Source organism: Gemmatimonas sp., from assembly GCF_046594945.1.
Taxonomy (GTDB): domain Bacteria; phylum Gemmatimonadota; class Gemmatimonadetes; order Gemmatimonadales; family Gemmatimonadaceae; genus Gemmatimonas.
The window spans coordinates 1-23,695 of the sequence record NZ_JBKJRB010000007.1; the positions used below are offsets into that span (position 1 = coordinate 1).

22 protein-coding genes and 2 pseudogenes are annotated in these 23,695 nt (G+C 64.3%); 12 read left to right on the forward strand and 12 right to left on the reverse strand.

Annotated elements, in window-relative coordinates:
* A partial coding sequence (locus ACLL97_RS00785) for an ABC transporter permease (RefSeq protein WP_411278568.1) occupies nt 1–351 on the reverse strand: 351 nt, incomplete at its 3' end.
* Nucleotides 348–1,652, reverse strand: a complete 1,305-nt coding sequence (locus ACLL97_RS00790; RefSeq protein WP_411278569.1) for an MgtC/SapB family protein — start codon at nt 1,650–1,652, stop codon at nt 348–350. The genes ACLL97_RS00790 and ACLL97_RS00785, both read right to left, overlap by 4 nt.
* A gap of 128 nt (nt 1,653–1,780) precedes the next feature.
* Here ACLL97_RS00790 and ACLL97_RS00795 point away from each other — a divergent pair, with 128 nt between their 5' ends.
* From ACLL97_RS00795 to ACLL97_RS00805, 3 genes are all read left to right on the forward strand, one after another.
* The gene (locus ACLL97_RS00795; protein WP_411278570.1) at nt 1,781–2,761 is read left to right on the forward strand and encodes an ArsR/SmtB family transcription factor; all 981 of its coding nucleotides are present in this window, start codon (nt 1,781–1,783) and stop codon (nt 2,759–2,761) included.
* The gene (gene ahcY / locus ACLL97_RS00800) at nt 2,762–4,252 is read left to right on the forward strand and encodes an adenosylhomocysteinase (protein ID WP_411278571.1); all 1,491 of its coding nucleotides are present in this window, start codon (nt 2,762–2,764) and stop codon (nt 4,250–4,252) included.
* 158 nt (nt 4,253–4,410) lie between these two features.
* Complete coding sequence (locus tag ACLL97_RS00805) at nt 4,411–5,877, forward strand: carboxypeptidase regulatory-like domain-containing protein (RefSeq protein ID WP_411278572.1); 1,467 nt, start codon at nt 4,411–4,413, stop codon at nt 5,875–5,877.
* A 476-nt stretch (nt 5,878–6,353) separates the two neighbouring features.
* Here the strand turns inward: ACLL97_RS00805 and ACLL97_RS00810 are convergent.
* Both ACLL97_RS00810 and ACLL97_RS00815 read right to left on the reverse strand, forming a co-directional pair.
* Nucleotides 6,354–7,494, reverse strand: a pseudogene (locus ACLL97_RS00810) (aminotransferase class III-fold pyridoxal phosphate-dependent enzyme); the annotation flags it as partial.
* 63 nt (nt 7,495–7,557) lie between these two features.
* Complete coding sequence (locus ACLL97_RS00815; RefSeq protein WP_411278573.1) at nt 7,558–8,226, reverse strand: ComEC/Rec2 family competence protein; 669 nt, start codon at nt 8,224–8,226, stop codon at nt 7,558–7,560.
* A 188-nt stretch (nt 8,227–8,414) separates the two neighbouring features.
* On the opposite strand from ACLL97_RS00815, the pseudogene ACLL97_RS00820 reads away from it, so the two are divergent.
* The 3 genes and pseudogenes from ACLL97_RS00820 to ACLL97_RS00830 all read left to right on the forward strand — a co-directional run.
* Nucleotides 8,415–8,570: pseudogene (locus ACLL97_RS00820) on the forward strand (isocitrate/isopropylmalate family dehydrogenase); the annotation flags it as partial.
* A 56-nt stretch (nt 8,571–8,626) separates the two neighbouring features.
* Nucleotides 8,627–10,123 (forward strand): CoA-acylating methylmalonate-semialdehyde dehydrogenase, encoded by a 1,497-nt coding sequence (locus ACLL97_RS00825; protein ID WP_411278574.1) that lies wholly within the window; start codon nt 8,627–8,629, stop codon nt 10,121–10,123.
* Between the two features lie 306 nt (nt 10,124–10,429).
* On the forward strand, nt 10,430–11,260 hold the full coding sequence (locus ACLL97_RS00830) for a hypothetical protein (RefSeq protein ID WP_411278575.1): 831 nt from the start codon (nt 10,430–10,432) through the stop codon (nt 11,258–11,260).
* 49 nt (nt 11,261–11,309) lie between these two features.
* Here ACLL97_RS00830 and ACLL97_RS00835 read toward each other — a convergent pair whose 3' ends face one another.
* Nucleotides 11,310–11,879, reverse strand: coding sequence for a hypothetical protein (locus tag ACLL97_RS00835; RefSeq protein WP_411278576.1), 570 nt, complete (start codon nt 11,877–11,879; stop codon nt 11,310–11,312).
* 568 nt (nt 11,880–12,447) lie between these two features.
* On the opposite strand from ACLL97_RS00835, the gene ACLL97_RS00840 reads away from it, so the two are divergent.
* Nucleotides 12,448–13,146, forward strand: a complete 699-nt coding sequence (locus ACLL97_RS00840) for a DUF1345 domain-containing protein (protein WP_411278577.1) — start codon at nt 12,448–12,450, stop codon at nt 13,144–13,146.
* Between the two features lie 73 nt (nt 13,147–13,219).
* Nucleotides 13,220–14,392: an NAD(P)/FAD-dependent oxidoreductase gene (locus tag ACLL97_RS00845; RefSeq protein ID WP_411278578.1), complete on the forward strand. Its 1,173-nt coding sequence runs from the start codon at nt 13,220–13,222 to the stop codon at nt 14,390–14,392.
* Here the strand turns inward: ACLL97_RS00845 and ACLL97_RS00850 are convergent.
* Nucleotides 14,345–15,442 carry a BLUF domain-containing protein gene (locus ACLL97_RS00850; protein WP_411278579.1) on the reverse strand — a complete coding sequence of 366 codons (1,098 nt, stop codon included), beginning with the start codon at nt 15,440–15,442 and terminating at the stop codon, nt 14,345–14,347. The genes ACLL97_RS00845 and ACLL97_RS00850 overlap by 48 nt on opposite strands.
* Before the next feature lie 363 nt (nt 15,443–15,805).
* On the opposite strand from ACLL97_RS00850, the gene ACLL97_RS00855 reads away from it, so the two are divergent.
* From ACLL97_RS00855 to ACLL97_RS00865, 3 genes are read left to right on the forward strand one after another with little or no spacing between them, the layout of a single operon-like run.
* On the forward strand, nt 15,806–16,051 hold the full coding sequence (locus ACLL97_RS00855; RefSeq protein ID WP_411278580.1) for a hypothetical protein: 246 nt from the start codon (nt 15,806–15,808) through the stop codon (nt 16,049–16,051).
* A gap of 12 nt (nt 16,052–16,063) precedes the next feature.
* Entirely contained in the window at nt 16,064–16,678 is a 615-nt protein-coding gene (locus ACLL97_RS00860; protein ID WP_411278581.1) for a hypothetical protein, read from the forward strand.
* 27 nt (nt 16,679–16,705) lie between these two features.
* A complete protein-coding gene (locus ACLL97_RS00865) occupies nt 16,706–17,440 on the forward strand; it encodes an alpha/beta hydrolase (protein WP_411278582.1) in 735 nt (244 codons plus the stop codon).
* Nucleotides 17,441–17,468: 28 nt separating this feature from the next.
* Here the strand turns inward: ACLL97_RS00865 and ACLL97_RS00870 are convergent, their stop codons facing one another.
* The 6 genes from ACLL97_RS00870 to ACLL97_RS00895 form a co-directional block, all read right to left on the reverse strand.
* Nucleotides 17,469–17,891 (reverse strand): DUF1801 domain-containing protein, encoded by a 423-nt coding sequence (locus ACLL97_RS00870; protein WP_411278583.1) that lies wholly within the window; start codon nt 17,889–17,891, stop codon nt 17,469–17,471.
* 74 nt (nt 17,892–17,965) lie between these two features.
* Nucleotides 17,966–18,796, reverse strand: a complete 831-nt coding sequence (locus ACLL97_RS00875; RefSeq protein WP_411278584.1) for an alpha/beta fold hydrolase — start codon at nt 18,794–18,796, stop codon at nt 17,966–17,968.
* An 18-nt stretch (nt 18,797–18,814) separates the two neighbouring features.
* The gene (locus tag ACLL97_RS00880) at nt 18,815–19,108 is read right to left on the reverse strand and encodes a hypothetical protein (protein WP_411278585.1); all 294 of its coding nucleotides are present in this window, start codon (nt 19,106–19,108) and stop codon (nt 18,815–18,817) included.
* On the reverse strand, nt 19,105–19,545 hold the full coding sequence (gene hemJ, locus ACLL97_RS00885; protein ID WP_411278586.1) for a protoporphyrinogen oxidase HemJ: 441 nt from the start codon (nt 19,543–19,545) through the stop codon (nt 19,105–19,107). Before hemJ ends, ACLL97_RS00880 begins: the two co-directional genes overlap by 4 nt.
* Nucleotides 19,546–19,896: 351 nt before the next feature.
* The gene (locus tag ACLL97_RS00890) at nt 19,897–21,681 is read right to left on the reverse strand and encodes a M28 family peptidase (protein ID WP_411278587.1); all 1,785 of its coding nucleotides are present in this window, start codon (nt 21,679–21,681) and stop codon (nt 19,897–19,899) included.
* Between the two features lie 38 nt (nt 21,682–21,719).
* Entirely contained in the window at nt 21,720–22,277 is a 558-nt protein-coding gene (locus ACLL97_RS00895; protein WP_411278588.1) for a prephenate dehydratase domain-containing protein, read from the reverse strand.
* Between the two features lie 248 nt (nt 22,278–22,525).
* On the opposite strand from ACLL97_RS00895, the gene aroF reads away from it, so the two are divergent.
* Nucleotides 22,526–23,575 carry a 3-deoxy-7-phosphoheptulonate synthase gene (gene aroF / locus ACLL97_RS00900; protein ID WP_411278589.1) on the forward strand — a complete coding sequence of 350 codons (1,050 nt, stop codon included), beginning with the start codon at nt 22,526–22,528 and terminating at the stop codon, nt 23,573–23,575.
* Nucleotides 23,576–23,695: the final 120 nt, after the last annotated feature.

Consider the following 23,695-nt stretch of genomic DNA (forward strand, 5'->3'; position numbering starts at 1 on the left):
CAGCGCGAGCCCGGTAAGCACCGGTGCGAGTTCGAGCGTGATCGTTTTCTGGACCAGCGTCCCGACGAAGTACGGCGGCACGAGATCACCAACGGAATAGCTCGCGAGCAGCGCCAGCACGATGCCGGTAAAGAGCGCAATGAAGATGCCGATCGGTAGCGACTCGACGCCAAGAATGCGCGCGTGCGTGCTGAACTCGGGGATCCACTCCTTCGTGTCGCGCATGGCACGGAAGGTCGCCATCACGAAGCGTGAGCCGGCACCGATCTGATCGAAGAACGATCGCGTGGCCTGGCCCACGGCGCTCACGCGCTGATGCACCGTGTTGGTGAAGGTCGTGGGCGCGGTCATGGCCAACCGATCCAGATGCCCGCGCCTGCCGCGGCAGCCAGCGCGAGCAAACCGACCGCCGCGCGCGCACGGAACCGTGGACCACCGATGCTGACCACGACCGCCAGCTTGAGCATCGTATTCGACAACACGCCAATACCGATTGCCGCTGCGGCCACGCGCACGTTCGCCGCGTCAGCGCCGTAGCGCGTCATCGACACCGTGAGCGCGTCCACGTCGGTAAGACCGAGCAGCGTAGCCGAGACGAGCACACCAGTCGGACCGACGGCCTGCTGCACCCACGCGATCGCAAAGAGCACCACCTGGAAGGCCAGCGCCATTTGCAGCGACGTAGCGAGGGCGAGCGGGTTCTGTCCAGGCGTGGAAGCGAGGGGAAGCGGGTCTGATCCGCTGCCTTCGGCGGGTGTCGGCGACACACGCGTTTCCCTCTCCTTCCACATCACGAAGGCGATCAGCGCACTACCGACCAGGAAGGGCAGCACCAGGACAGACACCGCCGCCGCGGCCACCGCCGGTTGCAGCATCCACGAGGTGACCAGCACGCGCGGGACAAGTACCGTGCACGCCGCGACCACACCGAGGGCGAGCGGGAGCGCCAATGCGGGCTCGGCTCGACTCCGTCGGCTGAACGTGAACGAGACGGCGGTAGACGACACGAGGCCGCCCAGTAGACCCGTGACAGCAAGTCCGCGCGTTTCACCGATCACGCGTCGCGCGATATAGCCGGCGAAGTTCAACCCCGAAAAGAGCAGCACCACGATCCACAGCGGTCGCGGCTGGAACGCGCCGAACGGCCCGTACGCGCCCGACGGCAGGAGGGGCAGGACGACCAGCGCCAGCCCGGCGAATTGCAGCGCGGCCCGCAGTTCGTGCGCGGCGACCTGCTGTAACGCGTTCTGAAACGTCGATTTTTCGGCCAGCAGCAGCACGCATAGCACGGCCGCCGCACTGGCCAGCGGGCGATGGCCAAGGGCGGAGGCGGCCCCCATCGCAACAACCAGCATGGCGGCAACCTCGGTGGTGCCGTCGGTCGTGGTGCCTGGTCGGCGGAGCGTGGCCGCATAAGCCGCTATCGGGAAGAGCACCCCGGCGCCGATGATCACGGCCGCCAACGCCGGCTGGCCATCCCGGAAGAACCAGCCGCCAAAGCCCCCGATCAGCCCGAGCAGGGTGAACGTGCGGATGCCGGCAAAGCGGCCGTCGGGGCCGGTCGTATGCCCCGACCATTCCCGCTCGACGCCCACCGCCAGTCCGACCAGAGCCGAAACCAAGAGGTCCAGAGCGAGTGGAAGATCAAGCATGAAAGGCAATGGTAGCACGGATTCGACCCGACGGCAGGGGTAAATCCCCGACCTGCCTCAAGCCTCATTGACGGACAGCTCGACGCTGGCTATCCTTTCATCCGGATATACGGATATATATTGACGACATGACTTCGCCGCGCCTTGCCATTCACGACCATATGGTCGAGCTCGCCGACGCCACCCGGTGTCGGCTGCTGTCGGCGTTGGAGCGACAGGCGCTGACCGTGGGCGAGCTGGCGTCGGCGCTGCAGCTTCCGCAAAGCACCGTCAGTCGGCATCTCAAGATTCTGGCCGATCAGGATTGGATCGCCTCGCGGGCCGAAGGGGCGAGTCGCTGGTATCGCCGCAATCCGTCGCTCGATGCGGACATGCGAGCGTTGTGGGAGATCGTGCGGTCGGCCCTCGGCAGTATGCCGGCCTCGTTACAGGATGCCGCGCGCATCGATGCGGTCATCGCCGCCCGTCGCGCCGGCACGCAGGCGTTCTTCGCCACCGCCAGCGCTGAATGGGATGCATTGCGCAACGATATGTTCGGCGCGCGCGCTGACTTGAGTGCTGCCCTCGCCCTGCTCGATGAATCGCTGATCATCGGCGACTTGGGCTGCGGCACTGGCGCGCTGGCCGCCGCGCTCGCGCCACACGTGGCGCACGTGCACGCGATCGATGCCTCGCCGGCCATGCTGTCGGCGGCGTCCTCGCGACTCGCGGCTTGCAGTAACGTGACGCTGAGCGAAGGCACGCTCGAAGCATTGCCCTTGGGTGACGCCTCGCTCGACGCCGCTGTGCTCATGCTCGTGCTACACCATGTGGCCGATCCACACCGTGCGCTGGCCGATGTGCGTCGCGTGCTGCGCCCCCACGGGCGCCTGCTCATTGCCGACATGCGTCCGCATGCGCACGAGCGCTATCGCGAGCAGATGGGCCACGTCTGGCTTGGCTTTGATCAGCTCGAACTCACGGCGTGGTTGCACGACGCCGGCTTTACCGCCGTTCGCTATGTCCCGTTGCCGGTGGATCCCGATGCCACCGGTCCTGCGTTGTTCTCCGCCACCGCGCGCTGCGTTGTGGGTTCCCGTTCCGTCTCTTCCCTCAGGAAGCACTCGTAAATGTCTACCGTCGTCGTTACTGAAAAGGGCGCTGCGCCGTTGGCGTCCCTCGATCGTCCGGCCTTCGCCGTGCGTGATCTCGCGCTCGCCGAGTGGGGCCGCAAGGAAATCCGTCTGGCCGAATTCGAGATGCCGGGACTGATGGCGCTGCGCGCGGAATACGCCGGAAAGCATCCGCTCAAGGGCGCAAAAATCATGGGCTCGTTGCACATGACCGTGCAGACCGCCGTGTTGATCGAGACGCTGGTGGTACTTGGCGCCGATGTGCGCTGGGTGTCGTGTAACATCTTCAGCACGCAGGATCATGCTGCGGCCGCCGTGGCGGTGGGCCCGCACGGCACGGTGGCGTCGCCGAAGGGCACGCCGGTGTTTGCGTGGAAGGGCGAGACGCTCGACGAGTACTGGTGGTGCACGGAGCAGGCGCTGATGTGGAGCGACGGTACGGGCCCGAACCTGCTGCTCGATGACGGAGGCGATGCCACGTTGCTCGTGCACAAGGGTACCGAGTACGAGAAGAGCGGTACGATTCCGGGCTTCGACAGCGACAACGAGCCGGAAGAGTGGGGTGTGATTCTCGAGCTGCTGCGTGATCAGCAGACGAAGAACCCGGGTCGCTGGACGACGGTGTTGGCCGGCATCCGTGGTGTGTCGGAAGAGACCACGACGGGCGTCCTCCGGTTATACGAAATGGAGCGCGCAGGTACGCTGGCCTTCCCGGCCATCAACGTGAACGACGCCGTGACGAAGTCGAAGTTCGACAACTTGTATGGCTGCCGTCACTCGATCATCGACGGACTCAATCGCGCCACCGACGTCATGCTGGCCGGCAAGATCGCCGTGGTCATGGGGTACGGCGATGTGGGCAAGGGCTGCGCACAGGCGCTCAAGGGTCAAGGCGCTCGTGTGATCATCACCGAAATCGATCCCATCTGCGCCCTGCAGGCGGCGCTCGAAGGCTATCAGGTGACGACGCTCGAAGACGTCGTCGACGTGGCCGACATCTTCATCTCGGCCACCGGCAACAAGAACGTGATCACGGTCGAGCACATGAGCCGCATGAAGGACAAGGCGATCGTGGCGAACATCGGCCACTTCGACAACGAGATCGACATGGCCGGTCTCAAGAAAGTCGAAGGCATGAAGCGCATCAACATCAAGCCGCAGTACGACGAATTCGTGCTGCCGAATGGCCGCTCGATCCTGATTCTCGCCGAAGGTCGCTTGATGAACCTCGGCTGCGCCACGGGTCACCCGAGCTTCGTGATGTCGGCGAGCTTCACGAACCAAGTGCTGGCACAGCTTGAACTGCACGCGAACGCGGAGAGCTACGGCAAGCGCGTGTTCACGCTGCCGAAGCATCTCGATGAGAAGGTGGCGCGGTTGCACCTGCCCAAGCTTGGCGTCAAGCTCACGCAGCTCAACACGGAGCAGGCCGCGTATCTCGGCGTGAGTCCGCAGGGACCGTTCAAGTCGGATCACTACCGCTACTAGGCCACGGTGAGCGCCGTGTGAGATGCACGGGACGCTCATTCGGTTGGAACGTGTGTGAGACGGGGGGAAGCGGCGTCGCCTTGGGTGAGGTGGCGCCGCTTCTTTCGTTTCGGGCATTCGTGCCTGCATGGGCGTGGTCTCGGCGTTAGCATAGAGTTATGAACGTCATGACTTGGCGGCGCGCTGTGGTACTGCTTGCGGCGCTGCTGGTGCTGCCGAGGGCGGCCGTGTGGAGTCAGTCGGCGTCCCCATCGGCGGGCACTCCGGCGACGGGTAGGGTTCGAGGGGTCGCGTTCGACAGCGCGAACGCCCGTCCGCTGCGACAGACCGTCGTGCAGCTGATCCGCGTCGACGCACCCAATGTGAGCCGACTGAGTACGACCGACTCACTCGGCCGGTTTGCCTTCGACAGTCTTCGCGCGGGGGCGTGGATCCTTGGGATGCGGCATCCGCTCCTCGACTCGCTGCGCATTGAGCAGCTCGCGACCCGAATTGACGTGCGCACCAAAGGCACCACACGCGCGTCAATCGCGATTCCGTCCGGGTTCGCGATAACCTCGCGGATCTGCGGTGATTCGGTTGCGCGTGACTCGAGTGGTTTCGTACACGGCCGTGTTCGATCGCTTGGTGCCAATGGCGGCGACCAGACGGCGACCGTGCGCATCCAATGGCTCGAATACACCGTAACCGCCGCCGGAGCGACGCGTGCGGTCGTGACGCTGGACGTGCCGACGAACGCCGACGGCAGTTATGTCGGCTGCGGTGTGCCGTCGGAATCGGTCGTGCGTATTCGCAGCTGGCGCGGCGCCGACTCAACGGGAGTGCTGGAGAGCACTATCCCCGCGTACGGCATCACCCAGATCGACCTCACGATTGGCGCGCGTCGCCGCGTCGTGCTTACCGTAGATACGATCACGTCCGATACGGGAGCACTTGCGCGTGTCACGGTTGCGCGTGGCGATGCGAGCGTTCGCGGTGTGATGTTGGGCGCCGGCGGCCAGCCGCTGGCGAATGGGCGTGTGTCCGTGTGGGGCAGTGGATTCGAAACGGTTACTGCCGCCAACGGACGCTTCGCGCTCGGTGACCTACCGACTGGTTCGTATCTCCTCGAGTCTCGTGCCATCGGATATCAGCCGTCGCGGAGAATCATGGATTTCGAGCCGAACACCGAAGCCACGATTATCATGCAGCTCCATCGGCTGCTCACGCTAGATACGGTCAAAGTCCGCGCGTTGCGCAACCGACTGCTCGGTAAGGACATGACCGGTTTCGAAGAGCGCCGTCGACGCGGGCTTGGACGATTTCTCGATCCGGACGACATTGAGCAACGCATGAGCGGTCGCACGTCGGACTTCTTCCTCGCGGTGTCCGGTGTGCGACTTGTCCCGTCGAACAGCGGTGATCGCGTACAGATGCGCGGTCACGTGGGGGGCTACTGTATCCCGATCGTCTTCGTGGATCGCGTAAGGCAGTACCTGTTCGATGGCGATCTTGATGCGATCGTTAGTCCGATGGAAGTACGCGCGATCGAGGTCTATGCCGGATTCATCATGACACCACCGGAATTTCAGGTGCCCTTCGATCAGTGTGGCAGCATCGTGATCTGGACAGGGACGCGCCGGTAAGCATTAGCGTATCGCGACTCCGCGCGCGCTGAGCTTGCGTCTGCAGCGGGCCCATGCCCTCACTTGCCACCCTCGGGCGATTGTGCACCAGGGGCACGGGATTACCGAACTGCCACGGGGGAATTCGGGCGATGTTCCGCCGTGACTTCGGACATGGGCTGCAGCGTCAGAAGCAACGCCTTCTGCTGTGGCGTCACGATGATGTCCATTGCGCGCTTCACCGCAGATTGGCAGGCGTGTTCACGAATACACAGTAACGACCACCCGTGGCTGGCGGTGTTGATCCGCGGTAAAGCAGTTCTCCTCGAACGATCGAAACGGCGCGGTCCCGCCATAACGTCCCGCTCAGGTGTTCGCCGCCGCCACCAACTCACGCGCGCCCGATCCGCCATCCAATTCATCGTCCGACACCGGCCCCCCAAGTACGGGTCACGGCGATCGTCATCATAACTGGACAGTATTGCCCTTGAGCGGCCTTACGCGATCGCTTCGAGCGAGCGGCGGACTTTCCCGATGAGTTGGTCGATCTGTTCGACACTGATCGTGAGCGGCGGCAAGAGGGCGATGATATCGCCGGTGACGCGAATCAGCGCGTTCTGCTCGTGGAAGCAGTTCAAGAAGGCGTCGGAGGCGCGAGTGCCCGGTAGGCCGGCGCGCGGTTCGAGTTCGATGCCGGCCACTAGGCCGAGGTTGCGCACGTCGATCACGTACGGGGCCTCGTGTAATGCGTGCACCGCGGCTTCCCACCCTGGTGCGAGCGTGTGGGCCCGCTCGAACAGGCCTTCCTGTTCGTAGAGGTCGATGGTGGCCATGCCCGCCGCAGCCGCCAGCGGATGTCCGCTTTACGTATAGATTCGATGCCGCGCCCTGAGGCGTTGACCACCGTGTCGTCGATCGCTTGTTGCACCGCCGTGGCGCCCATCGGGACGGCAGCGTTGGTGAGCCCCTTGGCCATCGCCATGATGTCGGGGTCACGCCGAAGTACTGCGCCGCGAATGGGGTGCCCAGACGTCCAAATCCGCAAATCACTTCGTCGAAGATCAGCAGGATGCCGTGTGTTGTGCACAGAGCCCGCAGTCGCTCCGGATAGCCGACCGGTGGCACCAGCACGCCCGTTGATCCCGCCAGCGGTTCGACGATCACGGCGGCAATGCTGTCGGCCCCGTGGGTGGCCACCAGGGTCTCGACGGCATCGGCGAGGTGAGCGCCCCACTGCGGCCGCCCCTTTGAGAAGGCGTTGTGCGCGAGATCGTGGGTGTGCGGCAGATGATCGACGTGTGGCATGAGCTGCGCCGCAAGAGGTTGGCGATTGGTTTCGATCCCATCCACGGAGATCCCGCCAAAACCGACGCCGCGTTAACCGCGCGCGCGTCCGATAGACATGCGGCGCTCTGGTGCGCCGTGCGCCCGATGGTAGGCGAGCGCAATCTTGAGCGCACTGTCCACCGCCTCGCTGCCCGAGTTGGAGAAGAACAGCTTGTTGATGCCGACGGGAAGCAGCTTCACCAGCTTGTCGGCCAACGCGAAGGAGAGCGGATGGCCCAGCTGAAAGCTCGGGGCGAAATCCAGTGTCGCCGCCGTCCGCACGATGGCGTCGACGATCGAAGACCGACAGTGCGTACAGGTCCGCCTCGCCGATCAAATTGGTGGGGCAGGTGAGCGCGAAAAGCGGTGCTCCGCTCAGATCACCGACGTTGAGAAAGCGAAACGCACCAAACTGCACGCGGATGGCGGTCGAGCGTGGGGTTTCCGTTTTATCCGCGCCGGCTCACCGCTGCCGGTGCAGGTTGGATTGGGCTGTCCGGCGCCGGGAAGCGGTGCCGTGAGGATCTCGCCGGCCGAGGCCAGCATGATCACGTCCACACCACCCAGGGGCAAGCGGTCGCCCGGCTTTGGCTCGGTGTGCCGTCCGGCGGTGCGCCGCGCCACGTAGGCGTTATAGAGCGCCAGCGTGCCCGGCACGCCCATCTCCGCCTCGGCGCTCGGGGCGGCATGATCGATGACGTGGCGAATGGGGAGCAGTTGCGCGAGCTCGATCACGCCATCCATGTGATCGGCATGGTAGTGGGTCAGCATGAGGTGGTCGATCTGACGTACCCCTGCATCGCGGGCCGCGGCGAGAATGCGCTGGGCGTCACGAGCCTGCGCGGGCGGGCCTGGTTTCGACGCGAAGGTTCCGTTAGTCGGGAATCCCGCGTCGATGAGGAACGACTCACCGGCCGGCGTGACCATGAGGGTCGCTTGTCCGCCCTCGACATCGATGAAGTAGATATCAAGGGTGTTCGCTGCGGAGCTGGCGGCCCCCGTCAGTATCAGCAGGGCCAACAGCCCCCAGGTAAGTCGCTTCACGTATCCTGCCGTGAATGGGGGTGCGCTGTGCGGCGCTACTTGCCGGAACCCATGCGCTTCACACAGGCACTCGGGTACTGCTGACAATATGCCACGCGGCTGTTGCCGGCCTGCATGGCGAAGAGGACCGCGTGCACGACGGCACGCCAGCGTACATCGGCCCCCGCATTGAAGATCGCCTGCAGATCGGGGATATTCTTACCGATCTCGGTGCCGCCAGGTCCGGCAGCCTCGGGGTTGTGTCCGGGGCGAACATTAATCCTGGGCGGCAGCATCCCTCGATGGTCGAGCCGATTCACGGCTCCACGCCGGACATTGTTGGCCGCAGTATCGCGAATCCGATCGAGCGCGGCGTCGTGGGCGGCACCGGCCGCCTGTATCCGACTTCTTCTCCTACCGCATGACTCTCCCCCGCATTCCGCACATCGTCGCCGGTGCTCGCCATGACGCACACTCCACGCGCACGGCACCCGTGTACGATCCCTGTACGGGCGAGGTCGCGGCGTATGTGCCGCTCGCCGACGCCGTTGATATCGAGACCGTCATCGCCAATGCCACCGCCGCCGCGCCGGCGTGGGGTGCACGCTCGGCGCTTGACCGCGCGCGTGTGCTCTTCCGCTGGCGCGAGCTGTGCCTTTCTCACGCTGATGAGCTGGCGCAGCTCATTAGCCGCGAGCACGGCAAAGTTATCGCCGATGCGCGCGGCGAACTGCAGCGCGGACTCGAAGTGGTGGAGTTCGCCACCGGTATTCCGCACCTCATCAAGGGCGAGTTCAGTGATAACGTGGCGCGGGGGATCGACATGCAGTCAATGCGCCAACCGCTCGGTGTGACGGCGGCGATTACCCCGTTCAACTTCCCGGCCATGGTGCCGCTGTGGATGCTGGGGCCAGCGCTCGCCTGCGGGAATGCAGTGGTTCTCAAACCCTCCGAGCGTGATCCATCCACGGCCGTCCGACTGGCAGAGCTGTTCCACGAGGCTGGTGGACCACCTGGTGTGCTGAACGTTTTGCAGGGCGACGCTGAGGCCGTGAACGCGCTGTGCACCGATCCGCGCATTCAGGCGGTGAGCTTCGTGGGATCGACGCCGATCGCACGGCACGTGTACGAAACGTCGGCGCGTCACGGCAAGCGCGTGCAGGCGATGGGCGGCGCCAAGAATCATCTGGTCGTGCTCCCCGATGCCGATCTCGACATGACGGTGGAGTCGCTGATGGGCGCTGCGTACGGATCGGCCGGTGAACGGTGCATGGCTATTTCCGTAGCGGTCGTGGTTGGTGATGCCACGGCCGACGCGCTCGTAGCACGTCTGGCCGATCGCGTGCGCGGGTTGCGAGTGGGAGCATCACACGTGGACGGGAACGACATGGGGCCGCTCGTGACGGCGGTGCACCGCGACCGCGTGATGGGGTATGTGGCCGCCGGCGTCACCGAGGGGGCCACGCTCGTGGTGGATGGACGCACGCACCCCGCCACGCAGGGGGCTGGCTTCTTCCTTGGCGGCTCGTTGTTCGATCATGTCACAGCCGAGATGTCGATCTATCGCGAGGAAATTTTCGGCCCCGTGCTGTGCATCGTGCGCGTTGACTTCGCCGCTGAGGCCCTCGCGCTGTGCAATGCGCACCAGTACGGCAACGGCGTGGCAATTTTCACGCGCAACGGCGGGGCGGCGCGCGAGTTCGCGCATCGCGTGCAGTGCGGCATGGTGGGCATCAACGTGCCCATTCCCGTGCCGCTGGCCTATTACTCCTTCGGCGGCTGGAAGGATTCCGCGTTCGGCGACCACAACCAGCACGGCATGGACGGCGTGCGCTTCTATACGCGCGTGAAGACGGTGACCACGCGTTGGCCTGTGGGTGCGGATGCGGCGTCGTTCACCATGCCGGTCCTGCGGTGACGCTGCTTCCTTCGTTTCGGGCGGGGCGTGGATTCTGGGGTTGCGGTATCCGCTAGTCGATTCGCTATTGGCGAGCGTCGCCGCACGGTGCTTTCCGAGGATGCGATCGCGTCCGATACGGGAGCACTCGCGCCTGTCACGGTCGCTCGCGCTGTGATGCGGGCGCCGGTGCCCAGCCGCTGGCGAATGCGCGCGTGTCCGTGTGGGGCAGTGGCAGGCTCGTGATCTGGACGGGCAAGCGCCGGTAATCACCGAAGTGATGTGGGACGGATTGGTTGCACCTCTACCGCCATGCTAGCTTTTGGCATGTCTCGCCCACTGGCGCTCTTGTTGGCTCGGTCACCGGCTCGCTTCATCACACGCCACGGCACGACCTTCCCGACAATCAGGTGCGGCCTCTCGGCGGCGGCGCTGATGCTGGTGCCGGTGTCTGCCCCGCTTGGTGCGCAGCAGGTACCCCCGGTCCCGGCGCCGACCGTTCAGGCCGTGCTGATCGCGCCCGGCGATTCCACGTTGCGCGGCGGCCGTATTCTGGCCGACTCGGTGCAATACTCGCTGATCGCGTATCGCGGTGAACAGCAACAGATGCTGGGCACCGCGGTGGACGTGGTAAAACTCGAGATGCGTAGCGATGGGCCGGTGATTCACCGCGTGCTCACGGTGTCACCCGGACGGGCGCCGTTGATTGATTCCACGGTGACCGATGCGCGCACGCTGGCGCCACGTCGTCACCGCAATGTGTCGTCGTCGCGATTGATTTCGCTCGACTTCAACGGCAGGCGCGTGAAAGGATCGATCGGTCCGGTCGATGTGCCGTCGCTGCCCATCGATACCACGTTGGCCATTGCCCCCTTCGACTCGGGGAACTGGGATTTGGTGGTACGCTCGCTGCCGCTCGAGAAGGGCTATGCGGCACGCTTCCGCGTGTATGACACCGACAGTGGCCTGCGCGAGTACCGCATTGAAGTCACCGGCAGCGCCACGGTGCTCGACGAAGACGCGCACGTGGTGATCTTCACGCTCGCGCCCAAGCGCGAATCGGTGGTGTGGATCGGCAAGAAGTCACGCCGGCTGCTGCAAGTGGAGACGCTGATCGATGCGAATACGCTGCTGCGGCAGCTGCGGCAGGTGCGTTAGCCGCCGCGACATGCTCACAGGCCGCAAGCAATGACGCTGGCACTCGAGCTCAGCACTCCCCTTCTTCGTCCGGTTGCTCAGGCCAACGCACCACGCGCATAATGCGCGTGTCAGGCGGTGGCGCAAGCGTGAAAATGTCCGGCGGGAAATCCCCATCGACCGTTAGAAGTTCGACCCTGGCGTGTGCGATCTCCTCACCATCGTGGAACGCTGCTAACCACACGCCAATGCTGAGTTCTCGATCGATGTCGCATTTATACTCGTCGCTGCGGTCCCACACAGTAATTCCGTGGTCGAGTGGGTCGGTATCGAGCGACCGTCGACGCTTCGCGTGTACCCGCCGAGTCGGGCGGCCCATGTAGCTCGCGCCCGCTCCCTTCTCGACAACGTTCCAGTTCTTCCCGATGAACGGAAGGCTCATGAGCGGTGATTTACGGAACACACTCCGCACCGTCGGTAACACAGTGATTCCTCTGAACGGCGCAACAAGATCCCATTCGGCACCAGGTTCATGGAGTGCGTCAGTGAAAAGGAGTTTTAGTTGCGGCACAAATGAGAACCCGACGTCGGCCCGGGAGATTTCGATGCAAGAAAGCTCTGCGCCACTATGGTGCTCCATGCGAATCTGGTGTGGGGGTTGCCACCAGATATGCGTTCGAAGTTCTGTGTAACCCCCGCCATCGATACTCTTACCAGCGGAGAATCGACGACTGCGACAATCCTCCGTGTCGGGAAAGTCGCGCTCCATAACTCTCGCCCAAAACACGGTGTTGCAGGTGCAAGAGGTGATTAGCTCAAGTGTGCGCATCGAAGATCGGGTCCATGCCATGTGAGAGGTTTTCGATGACTTGCCAACAACTCGAGGAAAGCTCGGCACAGGCAGCGTACGTGACCCGCGTGGTTGGATAAATTTCGAAACGAGCGGGGAGGGAGACGTAGGTAATGCGCCCGACGAAGCGACTGTCGTCCCTGCGAGTAGCCGTCACGCACAGTCCGAAGCAGTGCAGCTAACACCCCCGCCAGACAGTGCCCCGGCGGTACACCGTGCCGCTGATTGCCCGCCATTGAACGTAAATGCGTCGCTCATTCTGCCTCACATTGCTAGCCCCAATACTCTTCAGTCAATGAGCTGGACCAAGTAAATTTGCGCTCCGACACCCAACCCGGAAGAGCAGAGAGGAGCCCAGGTGCACAACGAGCTGACGATTGGAACCGGACTGCGAGATCGCCTCGCCCATATGCGGGCCGGTACGCGCGTGGCCTGGGCATTGGCGGTCAGTGTACTCACGCTGCTCCTGTTGCCGGCGCGCGTCGCGATGGAATTGCGCGCGGTGGCCGCCTGGGATGCCTTTGCGGGCATGGCCTTGCTGCTCACGTGGTACACGATTCTCACGTTGCAACCGGCGCAGATTCACGCGTCGGCCAAACGCGAGGATCCGAGCCGAGCGGCTTCGCTGGTATTGGTGCTGATGGGTGCCGGTGCGTCGCTGCTGGCGGTACTCCTGCTGCTGAAGGCAAGCGCCGATCTGGTGGGCGGCGCGCGAACGCAGGCGATTCTGCTGTCGCTCTCGGCGGTGGCGCTGGCGTGGACGTTGATCCACACGGTGTTCACCGTGCGGTACGCCCACTTGTATCACGATGCATCGCCGAAGGTATCGAATCAGAACGGACCACTCGAATTTCCTGGCATGGATGACTTGCCAGACTATCTCGACTTCGCCTACTTCGCGTTCGTGATCGGCATGACCGCGCAAACGTCCGACGTGGCGATTCGCGGTCGGGGCATTCGTCGCACGGCGCTCATGCATGGCGTGATCGCCTGGCTGTTCAACACGGCGGTCGTGGCACTGCTGATCAGCGTGCTGGGCTCGGTGATCGGTGGCTAGCACAGGCTCGGCCACGACGCACCGTCGGCTCCGACGGGGGCGTTCTCTATGGGCCGACTCAGCGGGCATTGGCGTGCCGCATACGCCGTTCGATGTCGACCTGGCAAGCGAGGCCATCGCCGACGTCATCGACGATGTCGTGGTGATCGGCACCGGGATCAGCGGCGCCCTTGTGGCGCACGCGCTGATGGCGTCGGGGCGTGCGGTGACCATGCTTGATCGACGACCTCCCATGACTGGCAGCACCCTGGCATCGACCGCCTTGCTACAGTTCGAGATCGATCTGCCCCTTCACCGACTGGCGCGCAGCGTCGGCTGGCCCGCGGCCACGCGCGCGTATCGGCGATCGGTGCGTGCCGTACAGGATCTGACGTCGCTGGTGCATCACGAACGGATCCGTTGTGCCTTCGGCGCCCGCGAGAGTCTATATCTCGCCGGCGACGCGTACGGCGCCCGCGCCCTCGCGGCTGAGGTCGAGGCGAGGGAGCGAGCGGGCGTACCCGGTACGCTGCTGTCAGCCGCTGCGCTGCGCGCGCGCTATGGCATCGCGCGCAGCGGCGCTATCGTGAGTACCGGGTCGGCGGCGGCGAATCCGGCGCAGCTGACCGCCGGACTGCTGCGTCGCATCGTGGCGCGCGGCGGACGGATTCTGTCCGACGTCAACGTGACCGGCGTGGAGAGTGGTGCGAGCGGCGTCGAACTGACCACGGCCAACGGTCCGCGCGTGTTCGCCAACCAGGTCGTCTTCTGCACCGGCTACGAAGTCCCCACGCTCGTGCCAGCGCGAGAGCATCGGATCCACTCCACGTGGGCCGTGGCGAGTGCGCCGAACGCGGTGTTCCCGGCGTGGCTCGCGCGCACCGTGCTGTGGGAGGCGTCGGATCCGTACCTGTACCTGCGCACCACGGCCGATGGTCGATTGCTCGCCGGTGGGCGTGATGAGGACGCCTCCAGCGCGTACACCGTTGCACACCGGCTTGCGGTGAAAACACGCGCGATTCGCGAGGACGTCCGCGCGCTACTGCCGAACGTGCGATTCCGTGTCAGCCATGCGTGGGGCGGCGCCTTCGGCGAGTCTACGACCGCCCTACCGCTGATCGACCGACTTCCCGGAACGCGTCACACGTGGGTCGTCGCTGGATTCGGCGGCAATGGCATCACGTACAGCATGATCGCCGCGCAGGTCATTGCGGCCGCGCTACAGGGCGCGCGGGATCCCGACGCCGGCCTGTTCATGCTGCCGTGATCCACGCGCACGGGCGATATCTTCGCACAAATGCGCAGCGGAGGTGCAGCTGGCGTCGGCGTGCACGTCAGCGCTCGACGCGATACGGTCGTTGAACGCGCGTCCACCGGCGATGACGACGAGCGCGGGATTCTTCGACGCACGGCGCACCGAGTCGACGATGTGACGCATACGATCGATGCGATGCTGGCGGCTGAAGGCGGGACTGAGCGACAGATCGATCGCATCGAACCAGTTCGTGGCCACGATCCGCTCGAGCGCCTGCTCCGTGGACGGAAAACGAACACGCGTGTCATGGCCTGCCTGCCACAGTGCTTCCGCATCGAGCGTCGCGCCAAGCATGTGGATTTCGCCGGGCAACGGTGCCACGAGCACGACGAGCGGATGCTCGACGCGTTGTTGCACGCTCTCGGCTGCGACTTCGCGAAGGAACGTCTGTAGACGACAGAGTCCGAGTGTCACGTCGTATTCGCCGCAGTCGTCAGCGGCCCACAGATCACCCAGACATCGCGCCGCGGGTTCGATGAGCAACTCGGTGAGGGCCGAAATCGAACGGAACTCCGTGTACGCGGCGGTGAGCAACCGTCGCGCTTCGGTCGGTTCGGCGGCAATCGCGAGGGCGGCCAATCGCTCGGCGCCCGCGTTGGTGGACGACACCGTGGACGCCGTCACCTCTTCGATCAACGGATCACCCTGTCCGGTGGTGAGCTTGAGGCTCCACTTCGCAAAGAGCCGCGTGGGGGCGGCGTGCACCGAGAGCGCTTCGATGTCGGCGTGCCGAGGGTCTCGACTGATCGACGACCAAATGCGGGCGATGCTGGCCGGCGGCCCTTCGAGCCACTGGAAAAAGCGGTTGTCGCTGTAGATCACCATGCCGGTGATGCCCTCGGCGCGATTTCGCGCAGCGGCTGTGTGCTGCAGATCGCCCAGCTGCGTTTCGGAGAGCGGCGAGGTCGCGCGACTTCGGTACGTGAGCGTCATCAACGGAGCCGCCGGTGACTGATCGCGTCCGTGTGTGATGCCCGCGTAGTGTGCCGTTGTACGATTCATCGCCATAGCGCTACTCCGTTGCCGCATGTCATGTCCAATCGGGCCGGCGTGAGCGTGCGGGAAGGGGGGCACACTCATGGGCAATTACGACGGCACTTCCGACCGCGAAGTATTCGAAGCTGGGTAAGCCGGTGTCAAGCGTATAAAACGCGTTTAAAGCGTTGGAAAATGAGTTCGGACCGATAGTACTAGATCTTAGCCGTTTCGGTAACGTGCGGTAACGTGCGGTATCGGCGGTGACGAATGTGCCGCGTGTTGTCTGACAGACGGGTCCGGCCGATGGCGACCCGAACCATGGTGTGCGTTGCGCTGTCGTCGTAGCATCGAACGAATACTGCCATCGCCTCGCTCCCCCAGCCTCCCGTGAAGACTCGGCTCGCCGCCCTGCTGATCTCGACCGGCATCGTCATCCCAGTGATGGGTCACGGGAAGCCTACGCTTACATCGCAGTGGGTCGCGTCTCTGATCGGTGCGACGCTCAAAGAACGCGACCGTCTCGTGACGGAGAAGAAGCCGGTACGTACCGCATTCGGCGCGCGCCATCTGGTCACTGGCGAATCGATCAGCATCGCCGAGGCGAGTGCGTTCTCCTTTAGCGCCGACGGGTAGTTCGTAGCCGTTATGAAGTACGCGGCCGACGGGAAGAAGCGCTCCGACGTGATGGTGCCGTCGTTGGCTACCGGCACGCGATTGGTGCTCAATATTGTGACCGAGCAAGCGTGGTCCGGCACGGGCGCGAAGTTGGCGTTCGCGATCACGGTGGATGGTGGCGCGACTGACAGCGCCGGCAACGCCTTGCAACTGTATGACGGACGAATCGGTGCGGTTCAAGTGCTCGATGCGTCATCGTCGGTGAATCGCGGCATCGCGTGGCGCACGAACAGCGGCGATCTGGCGGTGCTCCGTTCGGTAGCAGTGAAAGAGTTCGCCGACACGGCTCATACGATTCTGGCGTGGCGCGTTGTCGGCGGTGACAGCGCACCGGCACCGCGCGTGCCCGACGCGTGCCCGACGCGTGCCCGACGCGAGTGCGACGCGAGTGCGACGCAGGCAGCGCCGGCGAGATTTCTGGTCGCCGACTATCGTCGGCCGTCGTGGTCGAAGGACGGCCGGACGCTGTACGTGGGACTGCGCCGTCGCGAGCCGGCAACGGAGCTGCCGAAGAACGGTGACGGGAAGGTGTCTGAGGTCGAGATCTGGCTGGAACGAAAGAAGCTCCTCGACGCGAACAAGTAGCGCGTCGCGTCGCTAGATTCAATATCGATGACTGAATTTCAAGACGCCGCCCGTGACGCCGCTGCGGCGATCACCATGCACAAGCTTGCCGTGGAGCGCACGGCCCGGTACGCCACCGCCGGTGCCGATGTGGCCGACGCGACCACGCTGTGGGTGGTCTTCCACGGCTACGGACAGCTGGCCAGCGAGTTCATGACTACGTTTGCCCGTTTGGCACCCAGCAAAACGCGTATGATCGCCCCGGAGGGGCTGTCGCGTTTCTACCTGGAGCTGCCGAGGGCAGACGGCAAGCATCTCGCACGCACTGGAGCCACGTGGCTTACGCGCGACGACCGCGAGGACGACCTGCGCGACGCGCTTGGCATGCTGCACGCGGTGGTGGGGCATGAAGTCGACGCCATACTCGAGGCGCGCGGCGACGTGCCGGCTATCAAGGTGCTTGGCTTCTCGCAGGGTGTTGCCATGAGCATGCGCTGGGTGGCGGATGTGGCCGACCGTGGTGTGCCGGAAGAGGGCGCCGATGTGGCGACGCACGTGCTCTGGGCGGGTGGCCTTGCACACGATGTGTCGGACGACGCCATGCGGGCGGCGTGGACCGGAACCGCTGTACAAGTGGTCGTGGGCGACAAGGACAAGTTCGCCACCGACTCATTCCGACGGAGCCTGCGCAAGCGCATTGATTCGATGGGCGTCGAGGTGGAAGAGTTCACGTTCGGTGGCGGGCACCGATTAGACGACGACGTGCTGCGCCAGCTGCTCTAGTTGGTCGGTGGTCGAAGTCCACGACGTTTTACGGATACCGGGCCTTGGTCGCGGCGATCGAATGCGCGATCAACTGCTCCAGTACCGGCAAATGCACATCGGAAAGCCGGCGGAGGTAGAGACAGGCTTTACCGAGTTTGTGTCGTCCGAGCTCCGCCAACAGGGCACGGGTCTCGTCGGTTTCGTACCCGGCCAGCAGGTACACGCTGATGTCGCTTTTGCGTGAGGAATAGCCCACCAGACACGAGTCGCCCTCGTGCCCACTGGCGTACGTGTAGTGATACTGCCCGAATCCGACGATGCTGCTGCCCCACATCGTGGGCGCGTGACCGCTCAGTCGCTGCATCAGGTCGGTGAGCCGGCGGCAATCGTCGCGTCGCGTGCCGTCGACGATCGCGGCAAGGTAGCTCTCTACACTGACAGTGGTGGGCTTGGTTTTCGCTTCGTACATGGTGACCTCGAGTGTACTGATCGCACAGTATGAAAGGAGAAGGCGGCCTCTTGCGGAGTCGCCGCGCCAATAGCTCAGCTGTGCGCGCCTGCCGCTACCCTCCCCACCCACGCTTCGATAGCCGCCGTCACGTGCACCGGTTGCTCGATACTACTTGAATGCCCCGCGTGCGGAATGCGAACGAGCTTCGACCCGCGCACCGCGGCGTGGATGCGCTCCGCTTTAAGGGGCACGGTCGCCACGTCTTCGTCGCCCACCATGATCAATGTGGGGGCCGTGATATGTCCGAGCTCCGGCATGATCGGTTCGCGCTCGATCACGCCATTCACGGCACGCCAGATTTCACGGCGGTTGCGCGACAATCGCTCACGCCACGCATCACGCTCGATGGCACGGGCCGGGTCGGTGAGGAAGGTCTTTCCGAACATGATCGGCATGACCTGCTTCGCCACGAGGCGCAATCCGAACCATCTCGCCACCCGATTGAGCGTGCGGTACCTGGGCACGTTCTCAGCGGGCTCGGCCTCGGCACTTGTTTCCAGCAGCACACATGACCGGACAAGATCCGGACGGCGCGCGGCGAGTCGCATGGCCACGAATCCCCCCATGGAGAGGCCGACGATGTGTACCGGTGCCACACCAAGTTGCGTAATGATGGCGACGGCGTCGGTGTAACAGTCTTCGATGCTGATCGCGCGAACACGTGGCACGTCGCTTTGGCCCTGACCGCGATGATCCCAGGCGATACAGCGATACTTCGAGCGCAAGGCTGCCACCTGCGCATCGAACATGCGCGTGCTCCAAAGCAGCCCGTGCGAGAACAACACGGGCGGTCCATTCCCGCCAGTGTCCTCGACCCAGAGTCGCACACCATTGATGCTGAGATGCTGCCCCTTCGTCGTCATGGTCTGCTCCTTACGGGTTCATGATGTCGCCGGCGCATCGGGGAGCGACACATCCTCAATGCTTCCCTTTGCGGTGCGGAACAGGCAGGCGGAACTGGCGCGTCGCTTGCTGCTGTACACTTGGTAGTCGACGTACGTCAGGCCATGTGCTTCGGCAGAGGCGATGCATGCCGGCTCCACGGCGCTGCGTTCGGCGACGACGAGAAACGCGAGCGCGCAGGCCACGCCGAGCACGGCGCACACCAGCGTGTTGATCAGCCCGCGTCGTCCCCGCCACCTGGGGAGCACCGCCGACGGTGCGGTATACATCACGCGCCCGGTCGGACGATCACCGCAATCACGATGATAAGCAGCAGAATCGTGGGGACTTCATTGATCCAGCGGCACGCGGTTTCGCTGAGCACGTACTCGCCCTGCAGGAACTTCTTGCGCGTCCACGACGCGAGGCCGTGATAGCCGAGCAGGATGAAGACAGCGCCGAGCTTGGCGTGCATCCACGGCATTTTCAGAAGCGTTGGATTCATCACCAGCATCGCCGTACCGGCGCCGAGGGCCACGACCATGGCCGGCGTCATGATCGCGCGCAGCAGGCGCCGCTCCATGACTTCGAGGGTGGCCGTCACGCCCGGCTCGCTGCGCTTCTGCACGTGGTACACGTACAGGCGGAAGATGTAAAACAGCCCGGCGTACCAGGCGATGACCGCGATAACGTGTAGCGCTTTGATCCAGAGGTAGCTGGTTCCGTTCACGAAGCCCCGTTTCTCCTTGGGAATTGCCGGCCGACGAAGAGGATAGCATCTCGCGACACAATGCGCATGGACCGCGGTCGAAACGGGGATCCGCGCCGTCGGTCCCCCTACATGCGGCGCGAGGTTCCAGCGTGCCCACGTTGGGCAGATCACCTACAGCCGCCCCTGGGCTGCGTCAAACGCCAGTCGACGACCAACGGGGACGTGTTCACTCAATGCATTGCGGCCGAGGGCAAAGCTACAGAACAAGCAGGTGGAGTACACTTTGAGAGCTTACGGCTGGCGTGGAGTGTTTGCATAGTCCGTTGGTTCGCGTTCTTCGCGTGAACAGACGGTAGCAGCTGCCGGCATTCAAAACCGGTAGTCGGCTGCCTTTCGGACCCTCTGCTTCGCCGCACGTATCGCCACGCTCAGATCGATCGGACCCACCGCGATCTCGGGAATGCGATCAATCGCGCCCACATAGAAATCACGCCACACGTCGATGATGTGACGCTCGGTCTCTACGTTACTGCCGCGAGACAAGGTATCGCGACCGAGTGACTTCTGCGTGGCGAGCTCCTTTTCGGCTGCGCGAGTCAGCTCGTCGAGTGCTGCCAGCACCACCGCGCGGGAGCCGTCGGCCAGCAGCAGGCCGGTGGTCAGCGCACAGGAGCCCACGTTTTCGAGCGACGCGGCGCTGACCATGTCGATACGATCGAGGTCGGTATGGTAGTGCTGGTCGGTGAAGTGCCAGAGCAAGACGGCCGGGATCTGCGCGTTCAGGAACGGCGTGTGGTCACTGCCGCCTTCGAACGGGTTCGCCTTCACCACCCAACCCGTCTGTGCTGCGCGATCGAGGCAGCGTTGACGCACGAAATCATTGAACCAGTGCGCGCGAATATCCTTCTCCGCCAGTGCGCGTCCACCCCATTCACTGTGCTTGTCCTCGCCACGCACCCACACCGCACTCGGATCCGGCATCTTCTCAATGAGGAACGTACCCCCGGTCTTTGCGGTGTTCTCGCCGACCATGTCGAGTGACATGCCCCACTTCACACCGATGCGGCGCGCGCTGTCTTCCTTGATGAACCGATCGGTGGAGCGGATCTCATCGCCCCACAGGAAGGTGACCGTGCGCTGCGGATTCGCGGTTCCGGCCTTGACCATCAGCGCCGCCACACGTGCCATCTCGGCTAGCGTCCCGACGCCGGTGGCATTGTCGTTGGCACCGGGCTCCTGCACATGTGCCGAATACACGAAGCGCTCGGCCGCCTTGGACGCGCCACGAATCTCGGCCACCAACGTACGCTCCGGTCGCTGCTCGAAGACGGTGCCCACCGTGACATGCACGCTCACTGGGCCGCGCGCGAGTGCCGACTTGAGCGCATCGCGCGAAGACCGCGACACGAACAAGAGCCAGCCCGGCATCAGCGTGTCGCGCGCGATACCGGTGAACTGAATCGACGTGACGTTCTTCGACTGCTGGTTGTACTCGGGGAGCTTCTGCGCGGCGAGCACGCCGGCCGCGCCCCCTTGCATTGCCTTCACGAAAATCGACCGCGCGTTCCCCTCGGCCAGCACAATCTTCCCTTTCACGTCGGTCGCGGAGAAATCCGCGTCGGCACCGGCGCCCACATCGACTACCGCCGCCGTGATACCCTCGGGCGCGGTGGAGGCGGAGTTGATCGCGATCATGTTCAGGTTGGCTGGCCACGACTGCAGCGCCGTCTGCTGGCCGATGATCGTGATCGAGGCGCCCTCGGGCGTCCAGGCCATGTCGCGCATGGGACGCGACTCGATGCGGTAGACGAGTCGGGCGGATGCGGGCGCGCGCGCTTCGTCGATGTAGCCGGCCACACGAAGCAGGGAGGCAACGGTATCGATGGCCAAATCGAATCCCCGATTGCCTGGCAACCGGAAGAAGCGCTGCACGTAGTCGACGGTCCTGAAGGCTCGTTTGCCGCTGATGGCGGCGGATACCGCACGAGTGATCGGCGCCATGGCGGGTGACATCGCCGCTGGTATCGTGGTGGCTCTCGTGGTGGGCTTCGACTGGGCTGCGACGACAGTGGTGGGTAACAGTCCCATGGAAAGCAACAGGGCAAGCACGGCGCCCGTACCAGCGGGCGGTGGAAAGCGGCGCGAATAGCTCATCCCCGGATGTTCGGTGAAAACCGACGTCCTGTCGAGTGCTACGTGGACGCGCTGATCACCAGGAAGCGTGTCCAGTTGGCGGGAACGTCTTCGATATGTCGGGCAATGATCTCGAGATGGTAGCGTTCTGCCGCCATCTCGCTGGCGACCGCGCCCACGGTGCGGTCGCCCAATTCGGCAACCATCCGGGCGGCACCGGCGGTGTCTTCGTGGGGAGCCGGATTAAGCCATCCATGCCGCGCAAAGAAGATGCGGCACTGCGCGAGCGCCACGGCATGACTGTGCACGTGGCGTAGTTCCGCCAGCGACGCGCCGTGGGGTGCGAGTAGGCACAGATGAATCGGGACGCGCAGTTCACTGCGCTCCACGACTTCGATACCGGCACCGCGTAGTGCATCGAGCGCGACGCTCACCGGACCGATAATCGCATTCTCCACCGGGATCACGCCGTACTCGGCGGCACCGCAGCGCACGCTGGCAATCGCCTCGGGGAAGGTGAGGCAGGGGACGGGGATCGCTCCGGTTGGCCATTGCTGGCGGATCGCGAGTTCACTGAACGCACCCAACTCCCCTTGAAACGCAACACGTGGAATCATGGGTTCAACATATTGACTTGGATCGCCCGCCACCGTAGCCTCCATGGTATGACGCGTCACCGCTCTATCCGCTATTGGTATTTTACACCGTCCCGCATGGGCCCCGGTGTATTTTGCGTGCGCGGCTGATGCGCTGACGCTCCAACACTGTGAGGCCCGTGCAATCGCACGGGCCTCGGTTGTTTCCGGGCTCGGCGACGCTCGGCGCCTCGTGAGGTTCCACTGCGCCCCATCACGAGAAGACTCCGATGATCATCGTTACCGTTTCTGGAATTTCCGCTGACGCGCTCTCCCGTCTCATTGAGCACGTCGAGGCTGCCGGTCTACGCACGCATGTGTCGCGTGGCGAGCAGCGTACGATTGTGGGTTGTATCGGCGATGAAGGCCTGCTCAGCGAGCACGGTCTCACCCAGCTCGAAGGCGTGGAGCGCGTGCTGCCGGTGCTTAAGCCGTACAAGCTGGCGTCGCGTGAGTTCTCGGTCGAGTCCACGGCCATTCGCCTGGGCGATGCAGCCGACACGGTGATCGGTGGACGCGATCTGGTTGTGATCGCTGGTCCCTGCTCAGTGGAGGGTCGCGACATGATGTACGCGACGGCGCACGCCGTGCAGCGCTCCGGCGCACGGATGCTGCGTGCGGGCGCCTTCAAGCCACGTTCGTCGCCGTACGCGTTTCAGGGCCTGGGTGAGGAAGGGCTTAGGATCCTGGCCGAAGTGCGCGCGGAAACGGGTATGCCCATCGTGACGGAAGTCATGGACACGCGACAAGTAGAGCTGGTCGCGAGCTACGCCGACGTGCTGCAGATCGGTGCACGCAACATGCAGAACTTCCCATTGCTCACTGAAGTGGGTCGTACGCAGCGCCCTGTGCTGTTGAAGCGCGGCTTGTCCGCCACGATCACCGAGCTACTGATGGCGGCCGAGTACATCATGGCGCAGGGCAATGGCGACGTGATTCTGTGCGAGCGCGGCATCCGCACCTTCGAAACGGCCACGCGCAATACACTCGACGTGGCGGCGATCCCGGTGCTCAAGCGTGAAACGCACTTGCCGGTCATGGTCGATCCGAGTCATGCTGGCGGTCACGCGCATTTGGTGGCTCCCCTGGCGATGGCCGCCGTCGCGGCCGGCGCCGACGGTTTGATCGTGGAGGTGCATCCGCATCCGGCCACGGCCAAGTCGGACGGCGAGCAGTCGCTGGAGCCGAGCGCGTTCGCGGCCATGATGCAACAAGTGCGTGCGGTGGCACTGGCGGTGGGACGCGAGCCGAGCTGGGAGGTTGAGCTGGCTGTGGTGTGAGGTCGCACTGCAACTACTACTGCAACTGCGTTCGCGCGAAGCTCGCGGAGAAGGCGAAGGCCCGCGAAGAACAGCCCCAAACCCTTGAAATGAAAAAGCGCGAAGGACTCGAGGTATGCT

Bases quoted from the DNA above. Each gene is read 5' to 3' on its own strand.
- ACLL97_RS00790 (WP_411278569.1), bottom strand. From the start codon at position 1,652: ATGCTTGATCTTCCACTCGCTCTGGACCTCTTGGTTTCGGCTCTGGTC.
- ACLL97_RS00795 (WP_411278570.1), top strand. From the start codon at position 1,781: ATGACTTCGCCGCGCCTTGCCATTCACGACCATATGGTCGAGCTCGCC.
- ahcY (WP_411278571.1), top strand. From the start codon at position 2,762: ATGTCTACCGTCGTCGTTACTGAAAAGGGCGCTGCGCCGTTGGCGTCC.
- ACLL97_RS00805 (WP_411278572.1), top strand. From the start codon at position 4,411: ATGAACGTCATGACTTGGCGGCGCGCTGTGGTACTGCTTGCGGCGCTG.
- ACLL97_RS00825 (WP_411278574.1), top strand. From the start codon at position 8,627: ATGACTCTCCCCCGCATTCCGCACATCGTCGCCGGTGCTCGCCATGAC.
- ACLL97_RS00830 (WP_411278575.1), top strand. From the start codon at position 10,430: ATGTCTCGCCCACTGGCGCTCTTGTTGGCTCGGTCACCGGCTCGCTTC.
- ACLL97_RS00835 (WP_411278576.1), bottom strand. From the start codon at position 11,879: ATGGAGCACCATAGTGGCGCAGAGCTTTCTTGCATCGAAATCTCCCGG.
- ACLL97_RS00850 (WP_411278579.1), bottom strand. From the start codon at position 15,442: ATGAATCGTACAACGGCACACTACGCGGGCATCACACACGGACGCGAT.
- ACLL97_RS00860 (WP_411278581.1), top strand. From the start codon at position 16,064: ATGAAGTACGCGGCCGACGGGAAGAAGCGCTCCGACGTGATGGTGCCG.
- ACLL97_RS00865 (WP_411278582.1), top strand. From the start codon at position 16,706: ATGACTGAATTTCAAGACGCCGCCCGTGACGCCGCTGCGGCGATCACC.
- ACLL97_RS00870 (WP_411278583.1), bottom strand. From the start codon at position 17,891: ATGTACGAAGCGAAAACCAAGCCCACCACTGTCAGTGTAGAGAGCTAC.
- ACLL97_RS00875 (WP_411278584.1), bottom strand. From the start codon at position 18,796: ATGACGACGAAGGGGCAGCATCTCAGCATCAATGGTGTGCGACTCTGG.
- ACLL97_RS00890 (WP_411278587.1), bottom strand. From the start codon at position 21,681: ATGAGCTATTCGCGCCGCTTTCCACCGCCCGCTGGTACGGGCGCCGTG.
- ACLL97_RS00895 (WP_411278588.1), bottom strand. From the start codon at position 22,277: ATGATTCCACGTGTTGCGTTTCAAGGGGAGTTGGGTGCGTTCAGTGAA.
- aroF (WP_411278589.1), top strand. From the start codon at position 22,526: ATGATCATCGTTACCGTTTCTGGAATTTCCGCTGACGCGCTCTCCCGT.